This window comes from Arthrobacter sp. FX8, from assembly GCF_026723805.1.
In the GTDB taxonomy this organism is placed as follows: Bacteria; Actinomycetota; Actinomycetes; order Actinomycetales; family Micrococcaceae; genus Arthrobacter.
This window is the reverse complement of the sequence record NZ_CP113505.1, coordinates 1514476-1533410: the sequence shown is the minus strand read 5'-3', so window position 1 is coordinate 1533410 and position 18935 is coordinate 1514476. Positions and strand designations below refer to the sequence as shown.

19 protein-coding genes, 1 tRNA gene and 2 pseudogenes are annotated in these 18935 nt (G+C 65.5%); 11 read left to right on the top strand and 11 right to left on the bottom strand.

All coding sequences use genetic code 11. The features are described from left to right. The first annotated feature begins 51 nt into the window (after positions 1-51). Entirely contained in the window at positions 52-957 is a 906-nt protein-coding gene (locus OUO20_RS06935) for a PAC2 family protein (RefSeq protein WP_018771125.1), read from the top strand. A 75-nt stretch (positions 958-1032) separates the two neighbouring features. Here the strand turns inward: OUO20_RS06935 and mshC are convergent, their stop codons facing one another. Continuing rightward, complete coding sequence (gene mshC / locus OUO20_RS06930) at positions 1033-2310, bottom strand: cysteine--1-D-myo-inosityl 2-amino-2-deoxy-alpha-D-glucopyranoside ligase (RefSeq protein WP_268003145.1); 1278 nt, start codon at positions 2308-2310, stop codon at positions 1033-1035. A 15-nt stretch (positions 2311-2325) separates the two neighbouring features. Beyond that, positions 2326-3159, bottom strand: a complete 834-nt coding sequence (locus OUO20_RS06925) for an undecaprenyl-diphosphate phosphatase (RefSeq protein WP_018771127.1) — start codon at positions 3157-3159, stop codon at positions 2326-2328. A gap of 51 nt (positions 3160-3210) precedes the next feature. On the opposite strand from OUO20_RS06925, the gene OUO20_RS06920 reads away from it, so the two are divergent. Then, positions 3211-4146, top strand: coding sequence for an aldo/keto reductase (locus OUO20_RS06920; RefSeq protein ID WP_268003144.1), 936 nt, complete (start codon positions 3211-3213; stop codon positions 4144-4146). An 18-nt stretch (positions 4147-4164) separates the two neighbouring features. Here OUO20_RS06920 and OUO20_RS06915 read toward each other — a convergent pair whose 3' ends face one another. Beyond that, positions 4165-4431, bottom strand: a complete 267-nt coding sequence (locus OUO20_RS06915) for a hypothetical protein (RefSeq protein ID WP_018771129.1) — start codon at positions 4429-4431, stop codon at positions 4165-4167. 40 nt (positions 4432-4471) lie between these two features. On the opposite strand from OUO20_RS06915, the gene OUO20_RS06910 reads away from it, so the two are divergent. Continuing rightward, complete coding sequence (locus OUO20_RS06910) at positions 4472-4705, top strand: DUF5703 family protein (RefSeq protein ID WP_018771130.1); 234 nt, start codon at positions 4472-4474, stop codon at positions 4703-4705. Positions 4706-4785: 80 nt separating this feature from the next. On the opposite strand, the pseudogene OUO20_RS06905 reads toward OUO20_RS06910, so the two are convergent. Together OUO20_RS06905 and OUO20_RS06900 are read right to left on the bottom strand one after the other, a co-directional pair. Beyond that, positions 4786-5944: pseudogene (locus OUO20_RS06905) on the bottom strand (acyl-CoA dehydrogenase family protein). Between the two features lie 11 nt (positions 5945-5955). After that, positions 5956-7260 carry a M20/M25/M40 family metallo-hydrolase gene (locus OUO20_RS06900; RefSeq protein WP_268003143.1) on the bottom strand — a complete coding sequence of 435 codons (1305 nt, stop codon included), beginning with the start codon at positions 7258-7260 and terminating at the stop codon, positions 5956-5958. 169 nt (positions 7261-7429) lie between these two features. On the opposite strand from OUO20_RS06900, the gene OUO20_RS06895 reads away from it, so the two are divergent. Next, positions 7430-7512: transfer RNA gene (locus tag OUO20_RS06895), tRNA-Leu, on the top strand. Positions 7513-7940: 428 nt separating this feature from the next. On the opposite strand, the gene OUO20_RS06890 is transcribed toward OUO20_RS06895, so the two are convergent. Next, positions 7941-8402 (bottom strand): GatB/YqeY domain-containing protein, encoded by a 462-nt coding sequence (locus OUO20_RS06890; RefSeq protein WP_018771133.1) that lies wholly within the window; start codon positions 8400-8402, stop codon positions 7941-7943. 299 nt (positions 8403-8701) lie between these two features. Here OUO20_RS06890 and OUO20_RS06885 point away from each other — a divergent pair, with 299 nt between their 5' ends. Both OUO20_RS06885 and OUO20_RS06880 read left to right on the top strand, forming a co-directional pair. Then, positions 8702-10300 (top strand): phospholipase D family protein, encoded by a 1599-nt coding sequence (locus OUO20_RS06885; protein ID WP_268003401.1) that lies wholly within the window; start codon positions 8702-8704, stop codon positions 10298-10300. A gap of 48 nt (positions 10301-10348) precedes the next feature. Then, on the top strand, positions 10349-11374 hold the full coding sequence (locus OUO20_RS06880) for an NADPH:quinone reductase (protein WP_144600030.1): 1026 nt from the start codon (positions 10349-10351) through the stop codon (positions 11372-11374). Between the two features lie 14 nt (positions 11375-11388). Here OUO20_RS06880 and OUO20_RS06875 read toward each other — a convergent pair whose 3' ends face one another. The 5 genes and pseudogenes from OUO20_RS06875 to OUO20_RS21445 form a co-directional block, all read right to left on the bottom strand. Beyond that, positions 11389-11580, bottom strand: a complete 192-nt coding sequence (locus OUO20_RS06875; RefSeq protein WP_018771136.1) for a three-helix bundle dimerization domain-containing protein — start codon at positions 11578-11580, stop codon at positions 11389-11391. 152 nt (positions 11581-11732) lie between these two features. After that, positions 11733-11957: a hypothetical protein gene (locus OUO20_RS06870; RefSeq protein ID WP_018771137.1), complete on the bottom strand. Its 225-nt coding sequence runs from the start codon at positions 11955-11957 to the stop codon at positions 11733-11735. Between the two features lie 10 nt (positions 11958-11967). Further along, positions 11968-13001: pseudogene (locus OUO20_RS06865) on the bottom strand (glycosyltransferase family 9 protein). Further along, complete coding sequence (locus tag OUO20_RS21450) at positions 12998-13528, bottom strand: glycosyltransferase family 9 protein (protein ID WP_326498075.1); 531 nt, start codon at positions 13526-13528, stop codon at positions 12998-13000. The pseudogene OUO20_RS06865 and the gene OUO20_RS21450 overlap by 4 nt, the downstream one beginning before the upstream one ends. Beyond that, positions 13522-14139: a glycosyltransferase family 9 protein gene (locus OUO20_RS21445; protein WP_326498074.1), complete on the bottom strand. Its 618-nt coding sequence runs from the start codon at positions 14137-14139 to the stop codon at positions 13522-13524. The genes OUO20_RS21450 and OUO20_RS21445 overlap by 7 nt, the downstream gene beginning before the upstream one ends. 204 nt (positions 14140-14343) lie before the next feature. Here OUO20_RS21445 and OUO20_RS06855 point away from each other — a divergent pair, with 204 nt between their 5' ends. The 5 genes from OUO20_RS06855 to OUO20_RS06835 all read left to right on the top strand — a co-directional run bounded on the left by OUO20_RS06855 (position 14344) and on the right by OUO20_RS06835 (position 18922). After that, positions 14344-14646, top strand: a complete 303-nt coding sequence (locus tag OUO20_RS06855; RefSeq protein ID WP_018761323.1) for a DUF4193 domain-containing protein — start codon at positions 14344-14346, stop codon at positions 14644-14646. 150 nt (positions 14647-14796) lie between these two features. Continuing rightward, positions 14797-15549, top strand: a complete 753-nt coding sequence (locus OUO20_RS06850; protein WP_144599734.1) for a M50 family metallopeptidase — start codon at positions 14797-14799, stop codon at positions 15547-15549. Between the two features lie 20 nt (positions 15550-15569). Then, positions 15570-16622, top strand: coding sequence for a glutathione S-transferase family protein (locus tag OUO20_RS06845; protein WP_268003141.1), 1053 nt, complete (start codon positions 15570-15572; stop codon positions 16620-16622). 44 nt (positions 16623-16666) lie between these two features. Next, positions 16667-17776 carry a serine hydrolase domain-containing protein gene (locus OUO20_RS06840; protein ID WP_268003140.1) on the top strand — a complete coding sequence of 370 codons (1110 nt, stop codon included), beginning with the start codon at positions 16667-16669 and terminating at the stop codon, positions 17774-17776. Between the two features lie 93 nt (positions 17777-17869). Then, positions 17870-18922: an FUSC family protein gene (locus OUO20_RS06835; protein ID WP_056390321.1), complete on the top strand. Its 1053-nt coding sequence runs from the start codon at positions 17870-17872 to the stop codon at positions 18920-18922. The last annotated feature ends 13 nt before the right edge of the window (positions 18923-18935 follow it).

Sequence of the window (18935 nt, the reverse complement as noted above, 5' to 3'; positions counted from 1 at the left end):
GCGGCGCTTCATTCCATGCACGAGTGCGCACCTTGGACGTAGGGTGAAGAAATGAATAGCTTCGAGGGAGACACCGCCGAACAAGGTGCCGGACCCGAGCGGGAACGGTTCCTGCAGCCGGTGGCTGACGGACAGCGCGTAACCGTAATGCTTGCCGCCTTTGAAGGGTGGAACGACGCCGGAGAAGCGGCCAGCGATTCGCTGCGGTACCTGAACAAGTTGTGGGGTGGCAAGAAAGTCGCATCCATTGATGCGGACGAGTACTACGACTTCCAGTTCACGCGCCCCACGGTCCGCAGGAACTCTGCCGGTGAACGCAAGATCAAATGGCCTTCCACCAGGATCTACAAAGCCTCGGCGCCCAACTCCAACGTGGACGTCATCTTTGTGCAGGGAACCGAGCCGTCCTATAAATGGCGCGCTTACACCGCGGAGTTGCTGGTCCATGCAGAGGCTTTGAAAGTGGACTACGTGGTGCTGGTGGGTGCACTGCTGGCGGATGTTCCGCACAGCCGCCCGATTCCGGTCAGCACGTCGTCCGATGACGCCCAGCTGCGGGAACGCATGAACCTGGAAGCCTCGCAGTACGAAGGCCCGGTGGGGATCGTGGGGGTCCTGTCCGAGGTGGCACTGCTGGCCGGGCTCCCCACCGTATCGTTGTGGGCCGCGGTGCCGCACTACGTGGCACAGGCCCCCTCCCCCAAAGCCCAGCTTGCCCTGCTGCACCGCATCGAGGAACTGCTGCAGGTGCCGCTGGACACCCACGAGCTGGCGGAGGAGGCGGACGCCTGGGAGCGCGGCGTCGACGAGCTGGCCACCGAGGACCCGGAAATTGCTGCCTACGTCCGGCAGCTGGAGGAAGCCAAGGACACCGCCGACCTTCCTGAGGCCAGCGGCGAGTCCATTGCCCGCGAATTTGAGCGGTACCTGAAGCGGCGGGGCCAGGACCGGCCCTGACATTAAAGGGACAGGGGCCGGGCCGGGAGGAATCCCGGCCCGGCCCCTGTCTGTTTGCTGACGTGGAGCCGAAGCCTAGAGCTGGATGCCAAGAAGGGCGTCCACCGCGTCCCTGACCAGGCTGCTGTCGGCGGGGCTGGCGGCAGCACCGCCGTCGTTCGCTGAACGTGCCCAGCGCGAGACTGCGGCGACTGCGGCGGGCGCGTTGAGGTCCGCTGCCAGCGCCGCCCGCATGTCGGCCAGCAGTTCGCGGCCCGAACCTTCCGGGGCGTGGTCGAGGGCCTTCCGCCACGCTGCAAGGTCTGCCTTGGCAGCGGTGAAGCCTTCATCCGTCCAGGACCAGTCGGAACGGTAGTGGTGGGCCAGGATGGCAAGGCGGATTGCTGCCGGGTCTTCACCGGCGGCGCGAAGCCTGGAGACCAGCACCAGGTTGCCCTTGGACTTGCTCATCTTCTCCCCGTCGAGCCCCACCATGCCGGCGTGTGCGTAGTGCCGGGCAAGCGGTACCCCGGCCAACGAGTATGCATGGCCGGCACCCATCTCATGGTGCGGGAAGATGAGGTCCGAACCGCCTCCCTGCACAGTGAAGGGCGAGGGCAGGTATTTTTGCGCGATCACTGTACATTCGATGTGCCAGCCGGGCCTGCCCGCGCCCAGGCTTCCACCAGGCCAGCTTGGCTCGCCGGGCCGTTCCACCCGCCACAGCAGCGGATCAAGGGCCTGCCGCTTCCCGGCGCGGCCCGGGTCTCCGCCGCGTTCGGCAAAAAGCTCCAGCATGGTGCTTTCGCCAAGGTGGGAGATGCATCCCAGGGACCAGGCATCAGGTGCCGTTGACTGCTTGCCGGCCGCTTCGACGTCGTAATAGACATCCCCGTCGGGTTCCCCGTTGCTGCCGGGAACCTGGTAGGCCAGCCCCAGGCTGACCAGCCGCTCCACCTCGGGGACGATGAGGCCAATCGACTCCACGGCGCCAACGTAATGGTCCGGCGCCAGGACATTCAGCGCCTCCATGTCCGTCTGGAAAAGTTCAACCTGCTCCGCTGCGAGGTCCTGCCAGTCGACTCCGGTGGCAGTGGCGCGTTCCAGCAGGGGATCATCCACGTCCGTGACGTTCTGCACGTAGGAGACCTCGCTGCCGGCGTCCCGCCACGCGCGGTTCAGCAGGTCAAAGGCCACATAACTGGCGGCGTGGCCCATGTGGGTTGCGTCGTAGGGAGTGATGCCGCAGACGTACATGGACGGCCGTGCTTCCGGTTCCAGCGCCACTTCGCGGCCTGCCGCGGTATCGAACAGCCGGATGGCGGGCATATTTCCGGGCAGGGCAGGAACGGGGCGGGAAGTCCAGGATTTCACAAGCCAAGCCTAGTCCTAGGCGCTGATGACGCCGAAACCGAGCAGGAGGTACAGGGCCAGCCCCAGGAAGATCCGGTACCAGACAAAGAGCCGGTAGCTGCGCGTGGATACGAACTTCAGGAACCAGCCGATGATGACATAGCCCACCACCAGGGCGATCACGGTGGCAAGGGCAGTTTCCGGCAGGCCGAACGGGCCGGAGATGCCTTCCTTGGTCACCACCTTGTAGAGCTGGTACAACCCGCTGCCGAAGACCGCGGGGATGGCGAGCAGGAAGGAGTACCGTGCGGCGGCTTCGCGCGTGTAGCCCATCAGCAGGCCCGCGGTAATGGTGCCGCCGGAGCGGGAGACGCCGGGAATCAGTGCCAGGGCCTGGGCCAGCCCATAGAGGATGCCGTGCTTGTAGGTCAGGTGCGCCAGGTCCCGTTTCTGGGCCCCCACGGCGTCGGCCACGGCGAGGAAGAGCCCGAAGACGATCAGCATGGTGGCCACGATCCACATGCTGCGCAGTACCGATTCGATCTGGTCCTGGAAGAGCAGGCCCAGCACGATGATGGGCAGGCTGCCCAGGATCACCAGCCAGCCCATGCGGACGTCGGGATCCTGCCGCGGCACCTTGCCGGTGAGGGACCCGGCCCAGGCTTTGACGATCCGGACGATGTCGCGCCAGAAGAAGATCAGCACGGCGGTCTCCGTGCCGAGCTGGGTGATGGCCGTAAAGGCCGCCCCCGGGTCCTCCGCGTTGGGAAGGAACTCCCCCACGATCCGCAGGTGTGCGCTCGATGAAATAGGTAGAAATTCGGTCAGTCCCTGCACAAGGCCCAGCAGGGCCGCTTCAAACCAGTTCACGCTAAGACCCTACGGCATGGCGGTGGTGCATCTGCCCGTAAGCTTGCTGCTATGCAGCAGCGTTACGTCGGCAACAGTGGATTGCGAGTTTCCGCCCTCTCCCTGGGCACCCGGTCCTGGGGTGGGGAAACTGACGAACAGGACGCGTCCGAGTTGCTGCGTACCTTCCTCGATGCGGGCGGCCGGCACGTGGACACATCGGCGTCGTATGCGGGCGGGGGCTCCGAGGCCATCCTTGGCTCACTCCTGGGTGATGTGGTGTCCCGCACCGAAATTTCCATCTCCACCAAGGCAGGGATGACGACGCCGGACGGGCGCCGCGCGGTGGACACGTCACGCAATGCGATGCTCACCGGACTTGATGCGAGCCTGGCCAGGTTGGGCACGGAATATGTGGACCTCTGGTTTGCTGAGGCCTGGGACGGCAACGTTCCCCTCGATGAAACGCTGGCTGCGCTGGAATTTGCGGTACGCACCGGCCGGGCGCGGTACGCCGGAATTTCGAACTTCAGGGGCTGGCAGGCTGCGAAGGCCGCAGCCACCAGCAGTGTGCCCCTGGTTGCCGCCCAGGCGGAATATTCATTCCTTCAGCGGACGGCGGAGGCGGAACTGATCCCTGCCGCCGAGGATGCCGGGCTTGGGCTGATGGCGTGGGCTCCGCTGGGCCGCGGCGTCCTCACCGGGAAGTATCGCGGCGGCATCCCCGCCGGGTCACGCGGGGCGTCGGCCAGCGAATCGGCCTACGTCGAGCCTTACCTGGAGGAGAAGCCGTCGCGCATAGTGGATGCGGTATGCATGGCGGCCAACGGCCTGGGCCGGACTCCCCAGGACGTCTCACTGTCATGGCTGCTGTCACAGCAGGGAGTTGCCACCGCCATTGTCGGCGCCCGCACGCCGGTGCAGTTGAAGGAACTCCTGGACGTCCAGCCCGCACCGCTGCCACCGCAGATTGCGCGGGCTTTGGAGGATGTCTCCGCCGCCTTCTGAGTTCCTGCCCCGGCGCGGCTATTCCTCGACGATTTCCAGGTCCTCGTCCTCGTCCACGTCGGCTTCCTCGTCCTCTTCGTCCTCGTCGTCAAAGACCTGCAACGGGGTGACCTCGTTGTAGGCCTCGTACAGCGCGTCCTCGTAAACTTCGAAGGCATCGGCCACTGCGAAAAAAGCTGCCTCAACGGAGGGGTCACCGTCCCCGCGGCGGTTCGATGCTGCTATAAGGTGTTCTTCCAAAGCGGTGGTCAGGGACGAAAGCGCGACACGCGGATCGATGCTCATGACTTCACGTTAGCCGGAAAAGGACGAAAATGGAGAGCAAATGAAGGAACAATTTCTCACCAGCTCGGTCCAGCGGGAACGGGATTATTTGCGGCAGTACGAGTACCTCGTGCTGACCGTCAGCCCTGATGATTCCCTGCCGGAGGCACGCCGCCGCCTGGTGGAACACTCCGAATACGGCAAGTGGGAACTGGAACGCAGCAAGCTGTACGTGGGCGGCGGCAGGCGCTTTTGGCTGCGGCGCCGGGTGATGCAGGTCCAGCGGACCGTTTAGGAGTCGTGCGGTCCAGCGGACCGTTTAGGAGTCGTGTGGTCCAGCGGACCGTTTAGAAATCGTGTGGTCCAGCGGACCGTTTAGTCCTCCAGCGGGCCCAGCCAGGCGTTGGCCACCGTGTTGTGGGCAGACTCGTCGTCGGAGGGGTGGAACATGCCGGCAAGCACGTCGCGGTAGAGCCGTTCCAGTTCCGAACCCCTGAAGTAGCTCGATCCCCGCTGACGCGGATGGCCAGGTCCACAACGCGCCGCGCCGTTTCGGTGGCATTCACTTTCAGACCCACCAGTTTGGGGACCACTGGTTCCCGTGGTCGGCCAGGGCATCGACGTCGGCGGTGACAGCCCTGAGCTGTGGGTAGAGGTTGTCCATGGCCATGGCTGCCTCAGCAACTTTCCAGCGGATGTCAGGGTCCTGCGCGTAGCTGCGTCCGCCGTTCTTGAAAGACGTGCGGCGCTTTACAGTTTCTACACCCACGTGCAGCGCCCGTTCGCCCAATCCGGTGTAGACGGCGGCCAGGAGGCTTTCGAAGCACGCGAAAATCGCGAACACCAGCGGGTCGGCGTTGGGACCCACGGGCAGCTTGCGGAAGATCCGGTCCGGCGGAACGGTCGCACCATCAAGGACAGTGGTGGCGGACTGGCTTGCGCGCATGCCCAGGGTGTCCCAGTCGTCCATGATCCGGTAGCCGGCCGCTTCACGGTTGATGAACCCGTGGACGAGTTCCCCGGCACCGTCCCGGGCTGCGGCGTCCTTTCCGAAAATCCCCAGCCGGGTCCACGCCGGCGAGAGGCTGGTGAAGATCTTGGTCCCGGTGAACGAGTAGCTTCCGTCCGGATAAGGTGTGGCCGCGGTCCGTGAGTCGAAGAGGACTGAGTCGTTGCCGGCCTCCGAATTGCCGAACGCGAAGACCTCGCCCTGCGCCGCTTCCTCGAGCACGAAGGCCAGGGAGTGGTCGCCGCGGGCTGCGAGGACGTGCGCGACGCCGGTCCACACCAGGTGCATATTGACGGCAAGCGCGGTGGCAGGGGCCGCCGTTGCCAGCCTGCGCTGGCACTGCGCTGCCGCCTCGAGCCCAAGCCCCGCGCCGCCGTCGGGTACTGGAACGAAAAGCTTCAGGTACCCTGCAGCCGCAAGCTCCTGCAGGTCCTCGTGGAAGAAGGCGTTGTCCCGGTCGTATCCTGCGGCGCGGCCGCGGATGCGTTCCAGGAGCCCGTCCGGCAGCAGGTCCTCTGGAGTCACGGCAGGTCCCCTCAGTAGTTGGTGAGCAGGGTGTTCAGCACCCGGGCACCGAACTTGAGGGAGTCCGCCGGCACACGTTCGTCCACGCCATGGAACATGCCGGTGAAGTCCAGCTCCTCGGGGAGCATCAGGGGCGCGAAGCCGTAGCCGGTGATGCCCAGGCGGCTGAGCGACTTGTTGTCCGTGCCGCCGGACAGTGTGTAGGGCAGCACTTTTGCACCGGGGTCCTCCTTGTGGAGGGCATCAATCATCGAGTCCACCAGGTTGCCGGCGAACGGGACCTCCAGCGAGACGTCGTTGTGGACGTAGCTGACGTCCACTCCACTGCCGGCAAGCTCGCGCACGATCTCAAGGACCTGCTGCTCCTGGCCCGGCAGCGTACGGCAGTCAACCAGGGCCTCGGCAGACTCGGGGATGACGTTGTGCTTGTAACCACCCTTGAGGAGCGTGGGGTTGGTGGTGTTCTGCAAGGTGGCGCCGACGAACCGGGCCACGGTGCCAAGCTGGTTGAGCAAGAGCTCCGGGTTGTCGGCGTCGAACTCCACGCCGGTGAGTTCGGTCACTCCATCAAGGAACTGGCGGGTGGTGGGCGTGAGTTCAATGGGCCACTTGTATTCGCCGATGCGGGTTACGGCGGCGGCCAGGCGCGTGACAGCGTTGTCCGTGTTTATCTGCGAGCCGTGGCCGGCCCGGCCGTGGGCCACCAGCCGCAGCCACGAGATGCCCTTCTCCGCCGTCTGCAGCAAGTAGGTCCGCTGGCCGCCGATTGTTGCCGAGAAGCCACCCACCTCCGAAATGGCCTCCGTGGCGCCCTCGAAAAGTTCCGGGCGGTTGTCCACGGCATAACGTGCGCCATAGACGCCGCCGGCTTCCTCGTCAGCGAAGAACGCGAAGATGATGTCCCGTTTGGGTTTCCTGCCCTCCCGGGCGAAACCCCGCAGCACAGAAAGAATCATGGCGTCCATGTCCTTCATGTCGACGGCGCCGCGGCCCCAGATCAGGCCATCCTTCAGTTCCGCGCCGAACGGGTCTACAGACCACTGGTCACGCAGGGCGGGGACCACGTCCAGGTGGCCGTGGACCACCAGGGCGCTGGCGGAAGGGTCCTCTCCTGTCATCCTGGTCACGACGTTGGCGCGGCCAGGGGCGGATTCGAAGATCTCCGCCTCCAGGCCCACTTCCTCGATAAGGCCTGCCGCATACTCTGCTGCCGCCCGCTCCCCAGGTCCTGACCCGTCGCCGTAGTTGGAGGTGTCGATCCGGATGAGTTCCTGGCAGATCCGGACAACTTCATCCTCGGGCAGGACGTCAGGCATTGGTGGCTCCTTGGTAGGGAATGACTGGTTGGCACGAGCTGAATCGCTGCCCTCAGCCTACCTACTTGGCTCGATTCGTTGTTCCCGGAAAGTCATGTTAGAGTTTTTCTCGCTGCTTCGGAGAGGCGCGAAACGCTGAAAAGCGCACACGCTTCCCGGAATACCACCTGCGCGGGTGGCGGAATGGCAGACGCGCTAGCTTGAGGTGCTAGTCCTCGAAAGGGGGTGGGGGTTCAAGTCCCCCTCCGCGCACAAGAGTGGTGAGTAGAGTCACCACCGTAAACACCCTGGTCTTCGGACCGGGGTGTTTTTCTTTGTGCTGATTCCGGGCCGGAGCTTCGGGCCGAAGGCGTTTGCAGCACTGAGCGCGCAGGGGCGTTCCGGAAGTTATAACCGCGGCGGCTACTGCGTGCCAGTCTTGAGCGAAACTTGCGGCCAACGTGGGCTGTCATTTAGGAACGGGTTTTACCGTTAAGGACAAGATCCTGACCGCTGGGGCAGGGTCTTATACATGGGGACAGGGCCGGCGGCCATGGCATCTCTGAGACCGGATGCCGCCCCCCAACCGCCGCCGGCCCATACCCCCTGCAGGACGTCAGGCGCGCGCTGTAACCCAACGCGGCGCCCGATGACTTTCCAGGGACGGCAGGCCGTTCGGGGAAACGCCCAGGGGAATGTCATCACGCCAAACGGGCCTTCACGATCTCGCTGATGGCCTTGCCGTCGAAGCGGCCGCCGATTTTGGGGGTTACTGATTTCATCACTGTGCCCATGGAGCGCATCGTCAGTTCGGTTCCGTCCGCCTTCAGGCCGGCGATAACCCCGTCCACTATGGCTTCGGCTTCCTGGCGGGTCAGCGCTTTGGGCAGGTAGGCCTCAATGACCTCAGCCTCGGCGATCTCTGCCTGCGCCCGGTCATCGTGACCGGCCGCCGAATACGTGGCGGCGGTGTCCCGGCGCTTGGCCGCTTCCTTTTGCAGCAGCGCCGTGACCTGCAGGTCGTCGAGCTCGACCGGCGTTTTGCCGGACTTCTCCCGCGTTTCGATTTCGCCCAGGACGTTGCGCACAGTGGTCAGGCCCAGCTTGTTGCCGGCCTTCATGTGGACGATGACATCGCCCTTCAGTTTTTCCTTCAGTGACATGGACCTGACTCATTCCTTCGTTGGTTATGGAGCTGGTTGGTGATTGAGCTGTAGGTACGGCGTGGCTCTTGGAGCGGCCTTATCCCGCCCTGCGCATGGCGCCGGTGCTTGCCGCCGCCGAGTGGACTGCAGCAGGGAGGATCTTGCCCAAGCCTATTCCCGACGTGGCAGTGGAGCGTTGCCGGTTTCAATCTGTCTGGAGCCGTCTGCACGGGGCGGAGGTAGACGCACGGGCGTAGGTTAGTTTGGAAACGCAGTGGCCTGCCCCCGGGCCCCGGAAGGAGCGCCACGTGGACAGCATGGTTGGCAAGTGGTTTCTGAATCAGGCTGAGCGGGGAAACCCTGCCTCCGACGTCCAAGGGGCTGGTACGGAATCCGGCCCCTGGTCTGAAGGAAACCTGGTACGTCCCCTGATTCATGGAGCAACATACTTCTCCAGGCTGCATGAGGAGCTGTCTGCGCTGCAGGCGGGAGACCGGGTATGGTTCACCGACTGGCGTGGCGATGCCGATGAGCAGTTGGAGGCGAACGGTACGACCATTGGCGCGAAGCTCGCCGGGCTGGCCCGGTCCGGCGTGGAGGTACGGGGCCTCGTCTGGAGATCCCATGGTGAGCGCGTGTCGGCCCCTATCAGTGGCCGCTCCAACGAACTTCTCAGCCGGAAGATCAACGACTCCGGCGGGGAGGCACTGTTGGATCAGCGCGTCCGCCTCTTCGGCTCGCACCATCAGAAACTGGTGGTCATCCGCCGGCGTACCGATCCCTCCCTCGATGTGGCGTTCGTGGGGGGACTGGACCTCTCACACAGCCGCCGTGATGACGCCGGCCATGCGGGAGACCCCCAGGCAGTGGAGATGGATTCCCGTTACGGGCAGAGGCCCCCATGGCACGACGCCGCCCTTGAGCTGCGCGGCCCGGTCGTTGCAGATGTGCTGGCGGTATTCGCTGAACGGTGGAACGATCCCCACCCGCTGGACCGGCGGACCCCGTACCGGATGCTGTTGCAGCGCCTGGCCCGGATGCCCAGGCACCCCAAGCCGCTCCCCGAGTCCGCTCCTCCCCCACCTCCGGCAGGTCCGCACGCCGTGCAGCTGCTGCGCACTTACGGCCTGAAGCATCCGCCATTCCCCTTCGCCCCACACGGAGAACGGACCATAGCGAAGGCTTATGCAAAGGCGTTCGCCCAGGCCCGTTCGCTCATCTACATCGAGGACCAGTATCTGTGGTCAACAGAGGTGGCAGCGGGGATCGCAGCCGCCCTGCGACACAACCCCGGGCTGAACGTGATCATCGTGGTTCCCAGGTACCCCGACAACGATGGCTTTCTCAGTGGACCGCCCAAGCGCTTGGGGCAACTGCGCGCCATCGGCATGCTCCGCCGGGCCGCGCCGGACAGGGTGGGCATATTCGACCTGGAAAACAGCCAGGGAACCCCGATCTACGTCCACGCCAAGATCTGCATCATCGACGACACCTGGTTCACCTGCGGATCAGACAACTTCAACCGGCGCTCCTGGACCACTGACAGTGAGCTCACCTGCGCCGTGATGGACACATCCGCCGACGGCATGCTTCCTGCAGACTCCGGCACCCTGCCCACCCGGCCACTCGCCACGGAGCTGAGGCTCCAGCTCTGGGCCGAACACCTGGGCCTGGAGCTGGACGACCCACAGCTCCAGGCCACCACCGCAGGACTGGAGCTGTGGAACAGCACCGCCGATGCCCTGGACCAGTGGCACCGGGCCGGCCGCAGTACGCCCCGACCGCCAGGGCAGGTGCGCCACCATGCCACGCAACCCGTCCGGCCACTCCATCGCCTCTGGGCGGATCCGGTCTACCGCTTCATCGTCGATCCGGACGGCCGCCCCCGGGGTCTCCGCGGCACGGACCGCTTCTAGCGGTTAGGTTGGAGCGGTAGGGATGAGCATCCGGACATGGGAGAAGACGTGAAGGCAATCGTGTACCAGGCAACGGGTCCCTCCTCGGTGCTGCAGCTCCAGGACAGGCCATTGACGGAGCCAGGTCCCGGTGAGGTCCGGGTCCGGCTGGTGGTGTCCGGCGTGAACCCCACGGACTGGAAGTCTCGTGCCGGAACGGGTGGCAGGAAACTGGACGTCACCAAGGTTCCCAACCAGGACGGAGCCGGCGTTATCGACCAAGTGGGCGCAGAGGTGGCGGGTTTCAGCCACGGCGACCGTGTCTGGCTCTGGGACGTGGCGTGGGGCAGCAACGAAGGTACGGCGCAGGAGTACGTCGTGGTGCCGGCCCACAAAGTTGTGGCACTTCCCGACGCCGAATCCTTTGACACCGGCGCCTCGCTCGGGATTCCGGCCCTCACGGCCCACCGTGCCCTGACATCGAATGAGGACGGTCCGGCCACGCTCTCGCCCGGCGCCCTGGCGGGTCGAACCGTGCTGGTCACCGGCGGTGCAGGCGCCGTGGGCCATGCTGCCATCCAGCTGGCGCGGTGGGCCGGTGCCACCGTCATCACAACCGTCAGCGGAGAACGGAAAGCCGAACTCGCCCGCCGCGCAGGCGCCGGGACGGTCATCAACTATCGGAAGGACGACGTCGTCCGCGCCGTTCAGGAGGCAGCGCCCGGTGGGGTGGACATCATCGTGGACGTCAACGCGCCGGCGAACATCGATGCCGACCTGCACGTTCTCAAGACTGGCGGGACCATCTCGATTTACGCGGCCAACCCCGGAGAATCGCTCACGGTTCCGATCCGCGAAAGCATGACCAAGAACGTCCGCTACCAATTCATCCTCACCTACACGGTCACGGACGGGCAGAAAGAGAACGCGGTAGCCGGCGTTGCCGCGGCACTCGCGGCAGGTGCCCTTCGGGTGGGCGAGGAACATGGTCTGCCTCTTACCCGGTTCACCCTTGAGGACACTGCGGCGGCCCACGATGCCGTGGAACAGGGAACCATCGGAAAAGTGCTTATCGACGTCACGCCGGCACCCTGAAAAGCCCCTGGGCCTCACCTGGCCAGGCGGTCCCTGGCAGCATGTTCAACCAGGACCGGTACGAACGCGCGGACCCTGCCTGCATCCAGCAGGCTGTGCTCCTGCTGCACCACATCCTCGATGCGTTCGCGGGGCAGTGCGGGAAACCTTGCCGCAAGCCGGTCCACCACGTCAGTCAGTGCCCGCAACTCTTCGCTTACTCCCATCGGGAAAGTGTCAGGGTTCCGAAGAAGCCCGTCAAGACTTGACTGGCAGGCAGCAGCGCAACACCGTCAACGGACGACGGCGGGCGCCAGGCCGGGTGCGGTATGCCGGCCGGGTGCTCCACGCCGATGCACCCGGGCACGTCCCGCCGTCGTCAATGCGGGTGCAGCCTACGCGAGTGCCGGTCCCGTCCTTGGGGATGGGAACCCGCTGCGACGGGGCGATACTCGATCCGCCGCTTCTCCGTCCGGAGGTCGCGCCGTTCCTGCCGGCGCGCCTTCCTTTCGGGCCGGTCAATGGCAGACAGGATGGTCAGCGCCACGATGACCCACAACAACGCCGTCCCCAACACCAAGGCAATTTCCAGCTCAGTGCTCATGCACACAATTTTAGGCCCCCGGGACCCAAGCCGACCCCTGCAGACCCACACTATGGGGCGCAAATCCGCAGCGCTTACAGCAGGCCCAGCCCCTGACCGCAGCCATGACGTCGGGCACCTGGATTGCCAGCAGCGCGGGGTCCGGCTGCGCCGCGAACGTGTCCCCGCGCCGCAGCTCCGTGCGGGTCAGGACCACATGGGGCCCAGGGGGCGGACCCCAGATTTCGGGTGGGGCCGGACCAAAAGCACCACGGAAGGAGTGCCGTATGCGGATGCCAGGTGGGCGGCGCCCGTGTCGGCGGAAACCACCAGGCGTGCGGCGGCGATGGTGGCCGCTAACTCTCCGAGGCCCAGGACGCCGGCCAAGACGGTGGTCCCCGGGAGCCCCGCAATGCGGCACACTTCGTCAGCGCGTTCCCTCTCCCCTGCGCCGCCGGTGAAAACCACCCGGTGGCCGGCTTCCGCGAGGGCCGCTGCCACCGCCGCGAAGCGGTCCGCCGGCCACAGCCTGCTGCCATAGGCGGCCCCGACATGCAGGACTGTCGCACCGGGGACGGGGCTGGGGACATGCGGCGTATTCAGCTTTACGTCCAGTGGATCCGCCTCGATGCCATGCCACTCCAGGAGCTTTACCCAGCGTTCGCGTTCGTGCAGTTCCGGCCGCCACGGCGGGCCGTCCCGGTGGGCGCTTCGGTGGCCAACCGTATGCCTGGCTTTCAGCGCCTCAATCCTTCCCTGGCTCTCCGGGCCGCTGCCGTGCAGGTTGACGGCAACGTCCACTACGCCGGGTTCCATCGCCAGCGGCTCGTCCAACCCATGCGTAGGGAACAGCTCATAACCGCCCACCAGCCCCAAAGCTTCTGCCAGCCATCCCTGCGCCGCATAGCGCAGCCGGTGTTCGGGAAACGCCCGCCGGATACCCTTCAGGGCAGGTACGGCCACCAGCAGGTCGCCAAGCTTCAGGGCGCGCAGGACCAGTAATTCCGGTTTGCCGTCAGCGGGAAGCGGATCGGTGGCAACGCCCGCCGTCCCGGTGCCGCTCATGCGTCCTGCTTTGCGTAGGCCGTGGCGGTGAGGCTGCGGACATCCTCGTACACCTCCGGCACCCCGATGCCCGCTACCGCAGAATCGTCATGGGCGCAGCGGGGTGCCGTCCAGCCAACCTGGGTCACGTCTATCCCGCACGTGGGGCATGCCGTCACCCAGGAGGCATGCACGCGGTGCAGGCTCCTGCCCAGCGCTCCGGCGTTGATCACGTTCCCGGCCCAAAAGATGCCGACCGTGGGAACGCCCAGGGCCTGGGCAAGGTGCCGTGGACCGCTGTCGTTTGCCACCACAACGCCGGCTTCCGCCAGCAGGGCCACAAGCCCTGCCATGTCCAGTGCGCCGGCTGCGGAATCGACGGCCGCCGATCCGGCCCGGGCCGCGATCGCCTCCGCGAGGTCCTGCTCGCTGCTGTCACCGATAATGACCACCCGCGAGCCGTCCGCTGCGCAGGCAGCGGCAAGTTCGGCGAACTTGTCAGCAGGCCAACGACGGCGGGGGTCGGTGGCGCCGGGATGGATCACCACCAGCGGCTGGCCGGCGGCGCCGTCGAGGGCTTCGTGTGCGGCTCCCCGCCGGCGGGCGCCAGCCGGGCTTCGAGATCGACCGGGAAGGCACCAGCGAACCCGGCCACTTCCAAAGCCCTGAGTGGTTCGTGCTGGTAGTAAAGGTAGGGGACGGTGCGCTCGAGGCTGGCTGCATCGGCAGTCCGGGTCCCGACGGTATGACGGGCGCCGAGCCTTAGCAGGAAGGGGTTTGAATAGCGGCCGCCGCCATGAAGCTGGACAGCCAGGTCGAAGGTGCGGCCCCGCATGTCGGCAAAGAAACGGTCCAGTTCAGCTGCCTCTTCCTGCCCAGGCCTGACTCCTTCGGCGAAAGGCAGGACCACCACCTCATCCACGGGGCTTTTCACCGCCTCCAGCAGCGCCTTGTGGATTGGTGTTCCCAGCAGCGTGATGGTTGATCCCGGATAAGCCACCTTCAGTGCTGCCATGGCCGGGATGGCGAAAATCAGGTCGCCCAATCCTCCGCCGCGCAGGATGACAATCCTGGACACGTCAGTGAACTTCTCCAGCACAGGACCGACGCCCACGCCGATTTGTCCTGCACCGCCGAACTCTGCGGTGAGTTGTTCCACACACTGCCCCTTCCGTCATGCAGGGGGACCAGTACCCTGTCCCCCCACTGCCCACGCGGCCGCAATGCGCTCCTGGAACGTGCGGCTGCTCCTTAAGACCTTTACCCAATAGGCGGCGGATTCACGCTCACTGTTGGGGAATACCCTCCCGATGCTGTACGTTTCATACCCGACAGCCAATCAAAGAAAAGAGAAGCACCTAAAGTGGCAACCGATTACGATGAACTGCGTTCCGACGTCAAGGAATCGCAGGACAACTCACTCGAGCAGCTCCAGTCAGCAAATGCTCCCGACGCCCGCAGTGTTGTGCAGGAGTTGGACGAGGCTGACGGACTGGACGGCGCCGGCGTCCCTGGCGGCGAATTCGTCGCTGAGGAGCTCGTAGTCCAGGTCATCCCGCAGGCTGAGGATGAGTTCACCTGCTATTCCTGCTTCCTGGTCCGCCACCGGTCCCAGATCGCCCGTCAAAAAGACGGCCACAGCTACTGCACTGAGTGCGAAGGCTAGTCGGGAACCTTTCGGGCAGCGATTCGCACGTCCCACCAACGCCGAAGGCACGCCGCAACGGGCGTGCCTTTCGACTTTAAGCCTTCGCCCAGCTGGGGTGCGTAGCGTTGGAGTAGGACATTTACGACGCCAACCGGCAGCCAGGAGGCAATGTTGGACAGCTCCGCGAGCTTGTGGAACACCTTCAGTGCGGCGTTCGCGCAGGCAAATGTACCCAACGTCACCTGGATCGAGATGCTGTTGTCCGTGGCGGCAGCCATCGGTCTGTCCATACCCCGCCGCAGCTGGCGCTACTTCGGGCTCCTCGCTACCACCACCCATGAGCTGGGTCACGCGTTCGCGGCCTTGACGTCCGGTCAGCGGCTGTCGGGAATCCGCCTCAGGCTTGACCATTCCGGAACCACCACCACTTACAGCAGGAGCCGGCTTGCAGCAGCATGGTCCTGCTTCTGGGGATATCCGGTACCGGCTATGGTCGGTGCCGCTTTCGTCTGCTGCGGCCTTGGCGGGTGGGGCCCGGCTGCCATGGCCGTGAGCCTGTTGGTCCTGGCCGCGTCGCTGATCTTCCTCCGCAACCTTGCCGGTTTCATCATCACTGCCGCCGCCATCGCCGGCGCGGCTGCCCTTACCTTCCTTGCACCGGCGCCAGTCGTGGGGCATGTGGCCGTCATCTTCGGTCTTGCACTCCTGGTGGCTGCTGTGCGTGACCTGCTCAAACTCACGAACGTCCACATCCGGCGTCGTGGAAGCCTTGGCAGCTCCGACGCCTACCTTCTGTACCGCGCCACCTCCGTCCCCTCCGGAGTCTGGATTGCTTTGTTCACCCTCCTGGTTGCCGGAGCGTGGCTGGTTGCCTGGCAGCCCGTCTCGGCGATCCTCGCGGAAGGTGCCTGGAACGGATAGCCGGCGAATAGGCTTGTGGCATGAGCCAGGAAACGCACAGCACCCGTGGAGCCTATGTGACCGGCGGCACGCAGTTCACCCGGGACACCAATTACATCGAGGACCGGATCACCAGGGATGCCTCCCCCGGCAGCAAGGGCGAGCCGGGGTGGCCGGTGGAAGCCGGGCGCTACCGCCTCATCGCCGCCCGTGCCTGCCCGTGGGCAAACCGCACCGTCATTGTCCGCAGGCTGCTGGGCCTGGAAGAAGCGATTTCCCTGGGCCAGCCCGGCCCTACCCACGACGCTCGCTCCTGGACGTTCGACCTGGATCCCGGCGGAGTGGACCCCGTCCTGGGCATAGAGCGCCTCCAGGAGGCCTACTTCAAACGGTTCCCCGGCTATCCGCGGGGAATTACCGTGCCTGCCATCGTGGATGTACGCAGCGGTGAAGTCGTGACCAACAACTTCCCCCAGATCACCCTCGACTTCTCGACCGAGTGGACGGAGTTCCACCGGGCAGGTGCGCCGCAGCTCTACCCTGGACACCTCCGCGACGAAATCGACCAGGTAAACAAGCGCGTCTTCACGGAGGTCAACAACGGCGTCTACCGCTGCGGTTTCGCCGGTTCCCAGGAAGCCTACGACTCGGCGTACGACCGGCTGTGGACTGCGCTGGACTGGCTTGAGGACCGGCTGTCCCGGCAGCGCTATTTGGTGGGCGACACCATCACCGAGGCGGATGTGCGCCTGTTCACCACGCTTGCCAGGTTCGACCCCGTGTACCACGGCCACTTCAAGTGCAACCGGCAGAAACTCAGTGAGATGCCGCATCTGTGGGGCTATGCACGGGACCTGTTCCAGACGCCGGGTTTCGGGGACACTATCGACTTCGTGCAGATCAAGCAGCACTACTACATCGTGCACGAGGACATTAATCCCACGGGCATTGTTCCGGCCGGTCCGGACCTGGGCGGGTGGCTGCAGGACCACGGCAGGGAATCGCTGGAGGGCCGGCCGTTTGGAGACGGCACGCCGCCCGGGCCGGTCCGGCCAGGCGAAGAGGTTGCGCCGGGACACGGCGCGTTGCGCTAAACAAACCTCGGGCAGGAAATCGCTTTCCTGCCTACACTGAGGGCATGCAGACATCTCTTGGTTCCGTGGCGCCAGGGTACGAAAACGTCCTGGCCCTGTTTGAGTCGTTCCTCGCTGAGGACTCCCGGTACAGCGCACAACTCGCCTGCTACCACAACGGGATGCCGGTGGTGCGCCTGACGGGCGGCCCCGACATGGCTTCGGAAACCGTGACCGGGGCCTATTCCTGCTCCAAGGGCGTTGCCGCCATGGTCATCGCCCTGATGGTCCAGGATGGCGTCCTTGACCTGGATAAGGCAATGGTCCATTACTGGCCGGAATTCGGTGGCCACGGAAAGGACAGGCTGCTGGTCCGGGAAGCGCTGTCGCATCAGGCAGGACTGATGGGCGTTGAGGGCGGATTCCGCCTGGATGAATTCACCACGTCCGCGGCCGCGGCGCGCCTTGCCGCTGCCGCTCCCGCCTGGGAGCCCGGGCGGCAGTTCGGCTACCACGCCCTGACCATCGGAATCCTTATGGAGGAGTTGTGCCGCCGCGTCGCGGGCGAGTCGCTGCAGGCCATGTACGACCGCAGGATCCGGCAGCCGCAGGACGTGGATTTCTTCCTGGGGCTCCCGGAGGAGCTGGAGCCACGGTACAGGGACGTCCTCTATGAAGAAGATCCCGGCCAGGGCTGGGTTGATCCACTCAGCCTCGAAGGCATGAACAGCAATGAGCCGGTCAGCACCGTCATGGAACTGCCGAACATCCGCGCCGTCCGGGCGGCCGGAATGTCCGCCGCCGGCGGTGTGGGCTCCGCTGAGGGCCTGGCGCGGTTGTACGCCGCTGCGACCACAGGCGTCGACGGGGACAAACCGTTCCTGGCGGCCCGGACGGTGGAGGCCATGACCCGGGAACAGGTGTGGGGCCTGGACCGCTCTTCAGGCCTGGACAACGCGTTTGCGGTCGTCTTCATGAAGCCCCACCCTTCCCGGAACTTTGGCAGCCACCGGGCCTTTGGACACGAGGGCGCCAACGCGGCGCTCGGTTTTGCGGATCCGGCCTACGGGCTTGGCTTTGGCTACATTCCACGCCGCCAGGAGGAGGGCCGGACGCCGGGAAGGGCGCATCGCCTGGCCGCCGAAGTGCGGCGTTCCGCAGCGGGCTTGTCCTGACAGGCGCCCGGCCCTACTGTGGTCCGGATGGGCAACACTCAAGCACGACCGGATGCACGGTGGGCTCGGGGGACCCAACTTCTCAAACAATCGGTGGCGGGGCTCTCCGCTGCCTTTGCGGCGCAGCGCCTGCAGTTGGCTGCCAAAGCCGCGCTTGCCGCGGGCCTGGCGTTCGCCATCGCTCCGCTAATGCCGGGCGCGGCCTCGCACTATGCGTACTATGCGCCGCTGGGGGCCCTGGTGGCCATGTACCACAACGTCGCGGGCTCAGTGAAGCAGGGGGCGCAGGCCCTCGCGGGGCTGGCAATGGGAATCGGCCTTGCTTTCATTCTGGTCAGCCTTGCCCAACCCTCCCCGTTGACGGTGGCCCTGTTCATGGGAGTCGGCGTGCTCCTGGGCGGCTTGCCGGGTATCGGTTCGGGCCGTGACTGGATTCCGACGGCGGCCCTGCTGGTCCTGCTGGTGGGCGGAAGCAACGCGGACGATTTCTCCTTTGGCTACCTGGTCCAGATGGGTGCGGGCGTGGGCGTGGGGATCGCAGTCAATTTTCTGATCTTCCCGCCGCTGCACTTTGATGCAGCGGCTTCAAGCCTCGATGATCTCCGCCTCGCCCTTGGGCGGCAGCTTACGGACATGGGGGCGGCGATTACCGAAAAGTGGCCTCCGGAGCACGAGGACTGGGCGCGCCGGTCGGACGAACTGGCCGAAGCAGCTCGATCGGTGCGGCATCTGGTCAAGGAAGCCGATGCCAGCCGCCGCGCCAATCCCAGGCGGAAGCTGCACCCCAGGGACGTGGACAGGGACTACCGCGACCTGCGGGAACTGGAGCGGGTCACTTTCCATATCCAGGACATGACGGACGTGCTCTCGGACGTCATCTGGGAAAGCGACGCTCCCTACGATATCCCCCTGCAGGACAGTGAACCGCTTGCTGCCGCCATCACGGCCACCGGAGAGCTGCTGGCGTCCTACAGCGGAGCTGACGAACAGACCCAGAAACACCGCTTCGCCGCCGCGAAAGAGGCGGTGGACGCCTGCATGGCGGCCGCTGCAGGCAGGGAGGCAACCCAAGGCACCGTCCCTGCCTCCGAATCGGTCCTCCTCAGCCTCCACCGGATCCTGCGGGCAGTCCGCCCGCAGGACTAGTCCTGGCGCCGGG

Coding starts and splice junctions, on each gene's coding strand:
- OUO20_RS06920 (WP_268003144.1), top strand. CDS start 3,211: ATGCAGCAGCGTTACGTCGGCAACAGTGGATTGCGAGTTTCCGCCCTC.
- OUO20_RS06870 (WP_018771137.1), bottom strand. CDS start 11,957: ATGAGCACTGAGCTGGAAATTGCCTTGGTGTTGGGGACGGCGTTGTTG.
- OUO20_RS06885 (WP_268003401.1), top strand. CDS start 8,702: ATGGTTGGCAAGTGGTTTCTGAATCAGGCTGAGCGGGGAAACCCTGCC.
- OUO20_RS06900 (WP_268003143.1), bottom strand. CDS start 7,260: ATGCCTGACGTCCTGCCCGAGGATGAAGTTGTCCGGATCTGCCAGGAA.
- OUO20_RS06840 (WP_268003140.1), top strand. CDS start 16,667: ATGCAGACATCTCTTGGTTCCGTGGCGCCAGGGTACGAAAACGTCCTG.
- OUO20_RS06875 (WP_018771136.1), bottom strand. CDS start 11,580: ATGGGAGTAAGCGAAGAGTTGCGGGCACTGACTGACGTGGTGGACCGG.
- OUO20_RS06890 (WP_018771133.1), bottom strand. CDS start 8,402: ATGTCACTGAAGGAAAAACTGAAGGGCGATGTCATCGTCCACATGAAG.
- OUO20_RS06845 (WP_268003141.1), top strand. CDS start 15,570: ATGAGCCAGGAAACGCACAGCACCCGTGGAGCCTATGTGACCGGCGGC.
- OUO20_RS06935 (WP_018771125.1), top strand. CDS start 52: ATGAATAGCTTCGAGGGAGACACCGCCGAACAAGGTGCCGGACCCGAG.
- OUO20_RS06915 (WP_018771129.1), bottom strand. CDS start 4,431: ATGAGCATCGATCCGCGTGTCGCGCTTTCGTCCCTGACCACCGCTTTG.
- OUO20_RS06910 (WP_018771130.1), top strand. CDS start 4,472: ATGAAGGAACAATTTCTCACCAGCTCGGTCCAGCGGGAACGGGATTAT.
- OUO20_RS06850 (WP_144599734.1), top strand. CDS start 14,797: ATGTTGGACAGCTCCGCGAGCTTGTGGAACACCTTCAGTGCGGCGTTC.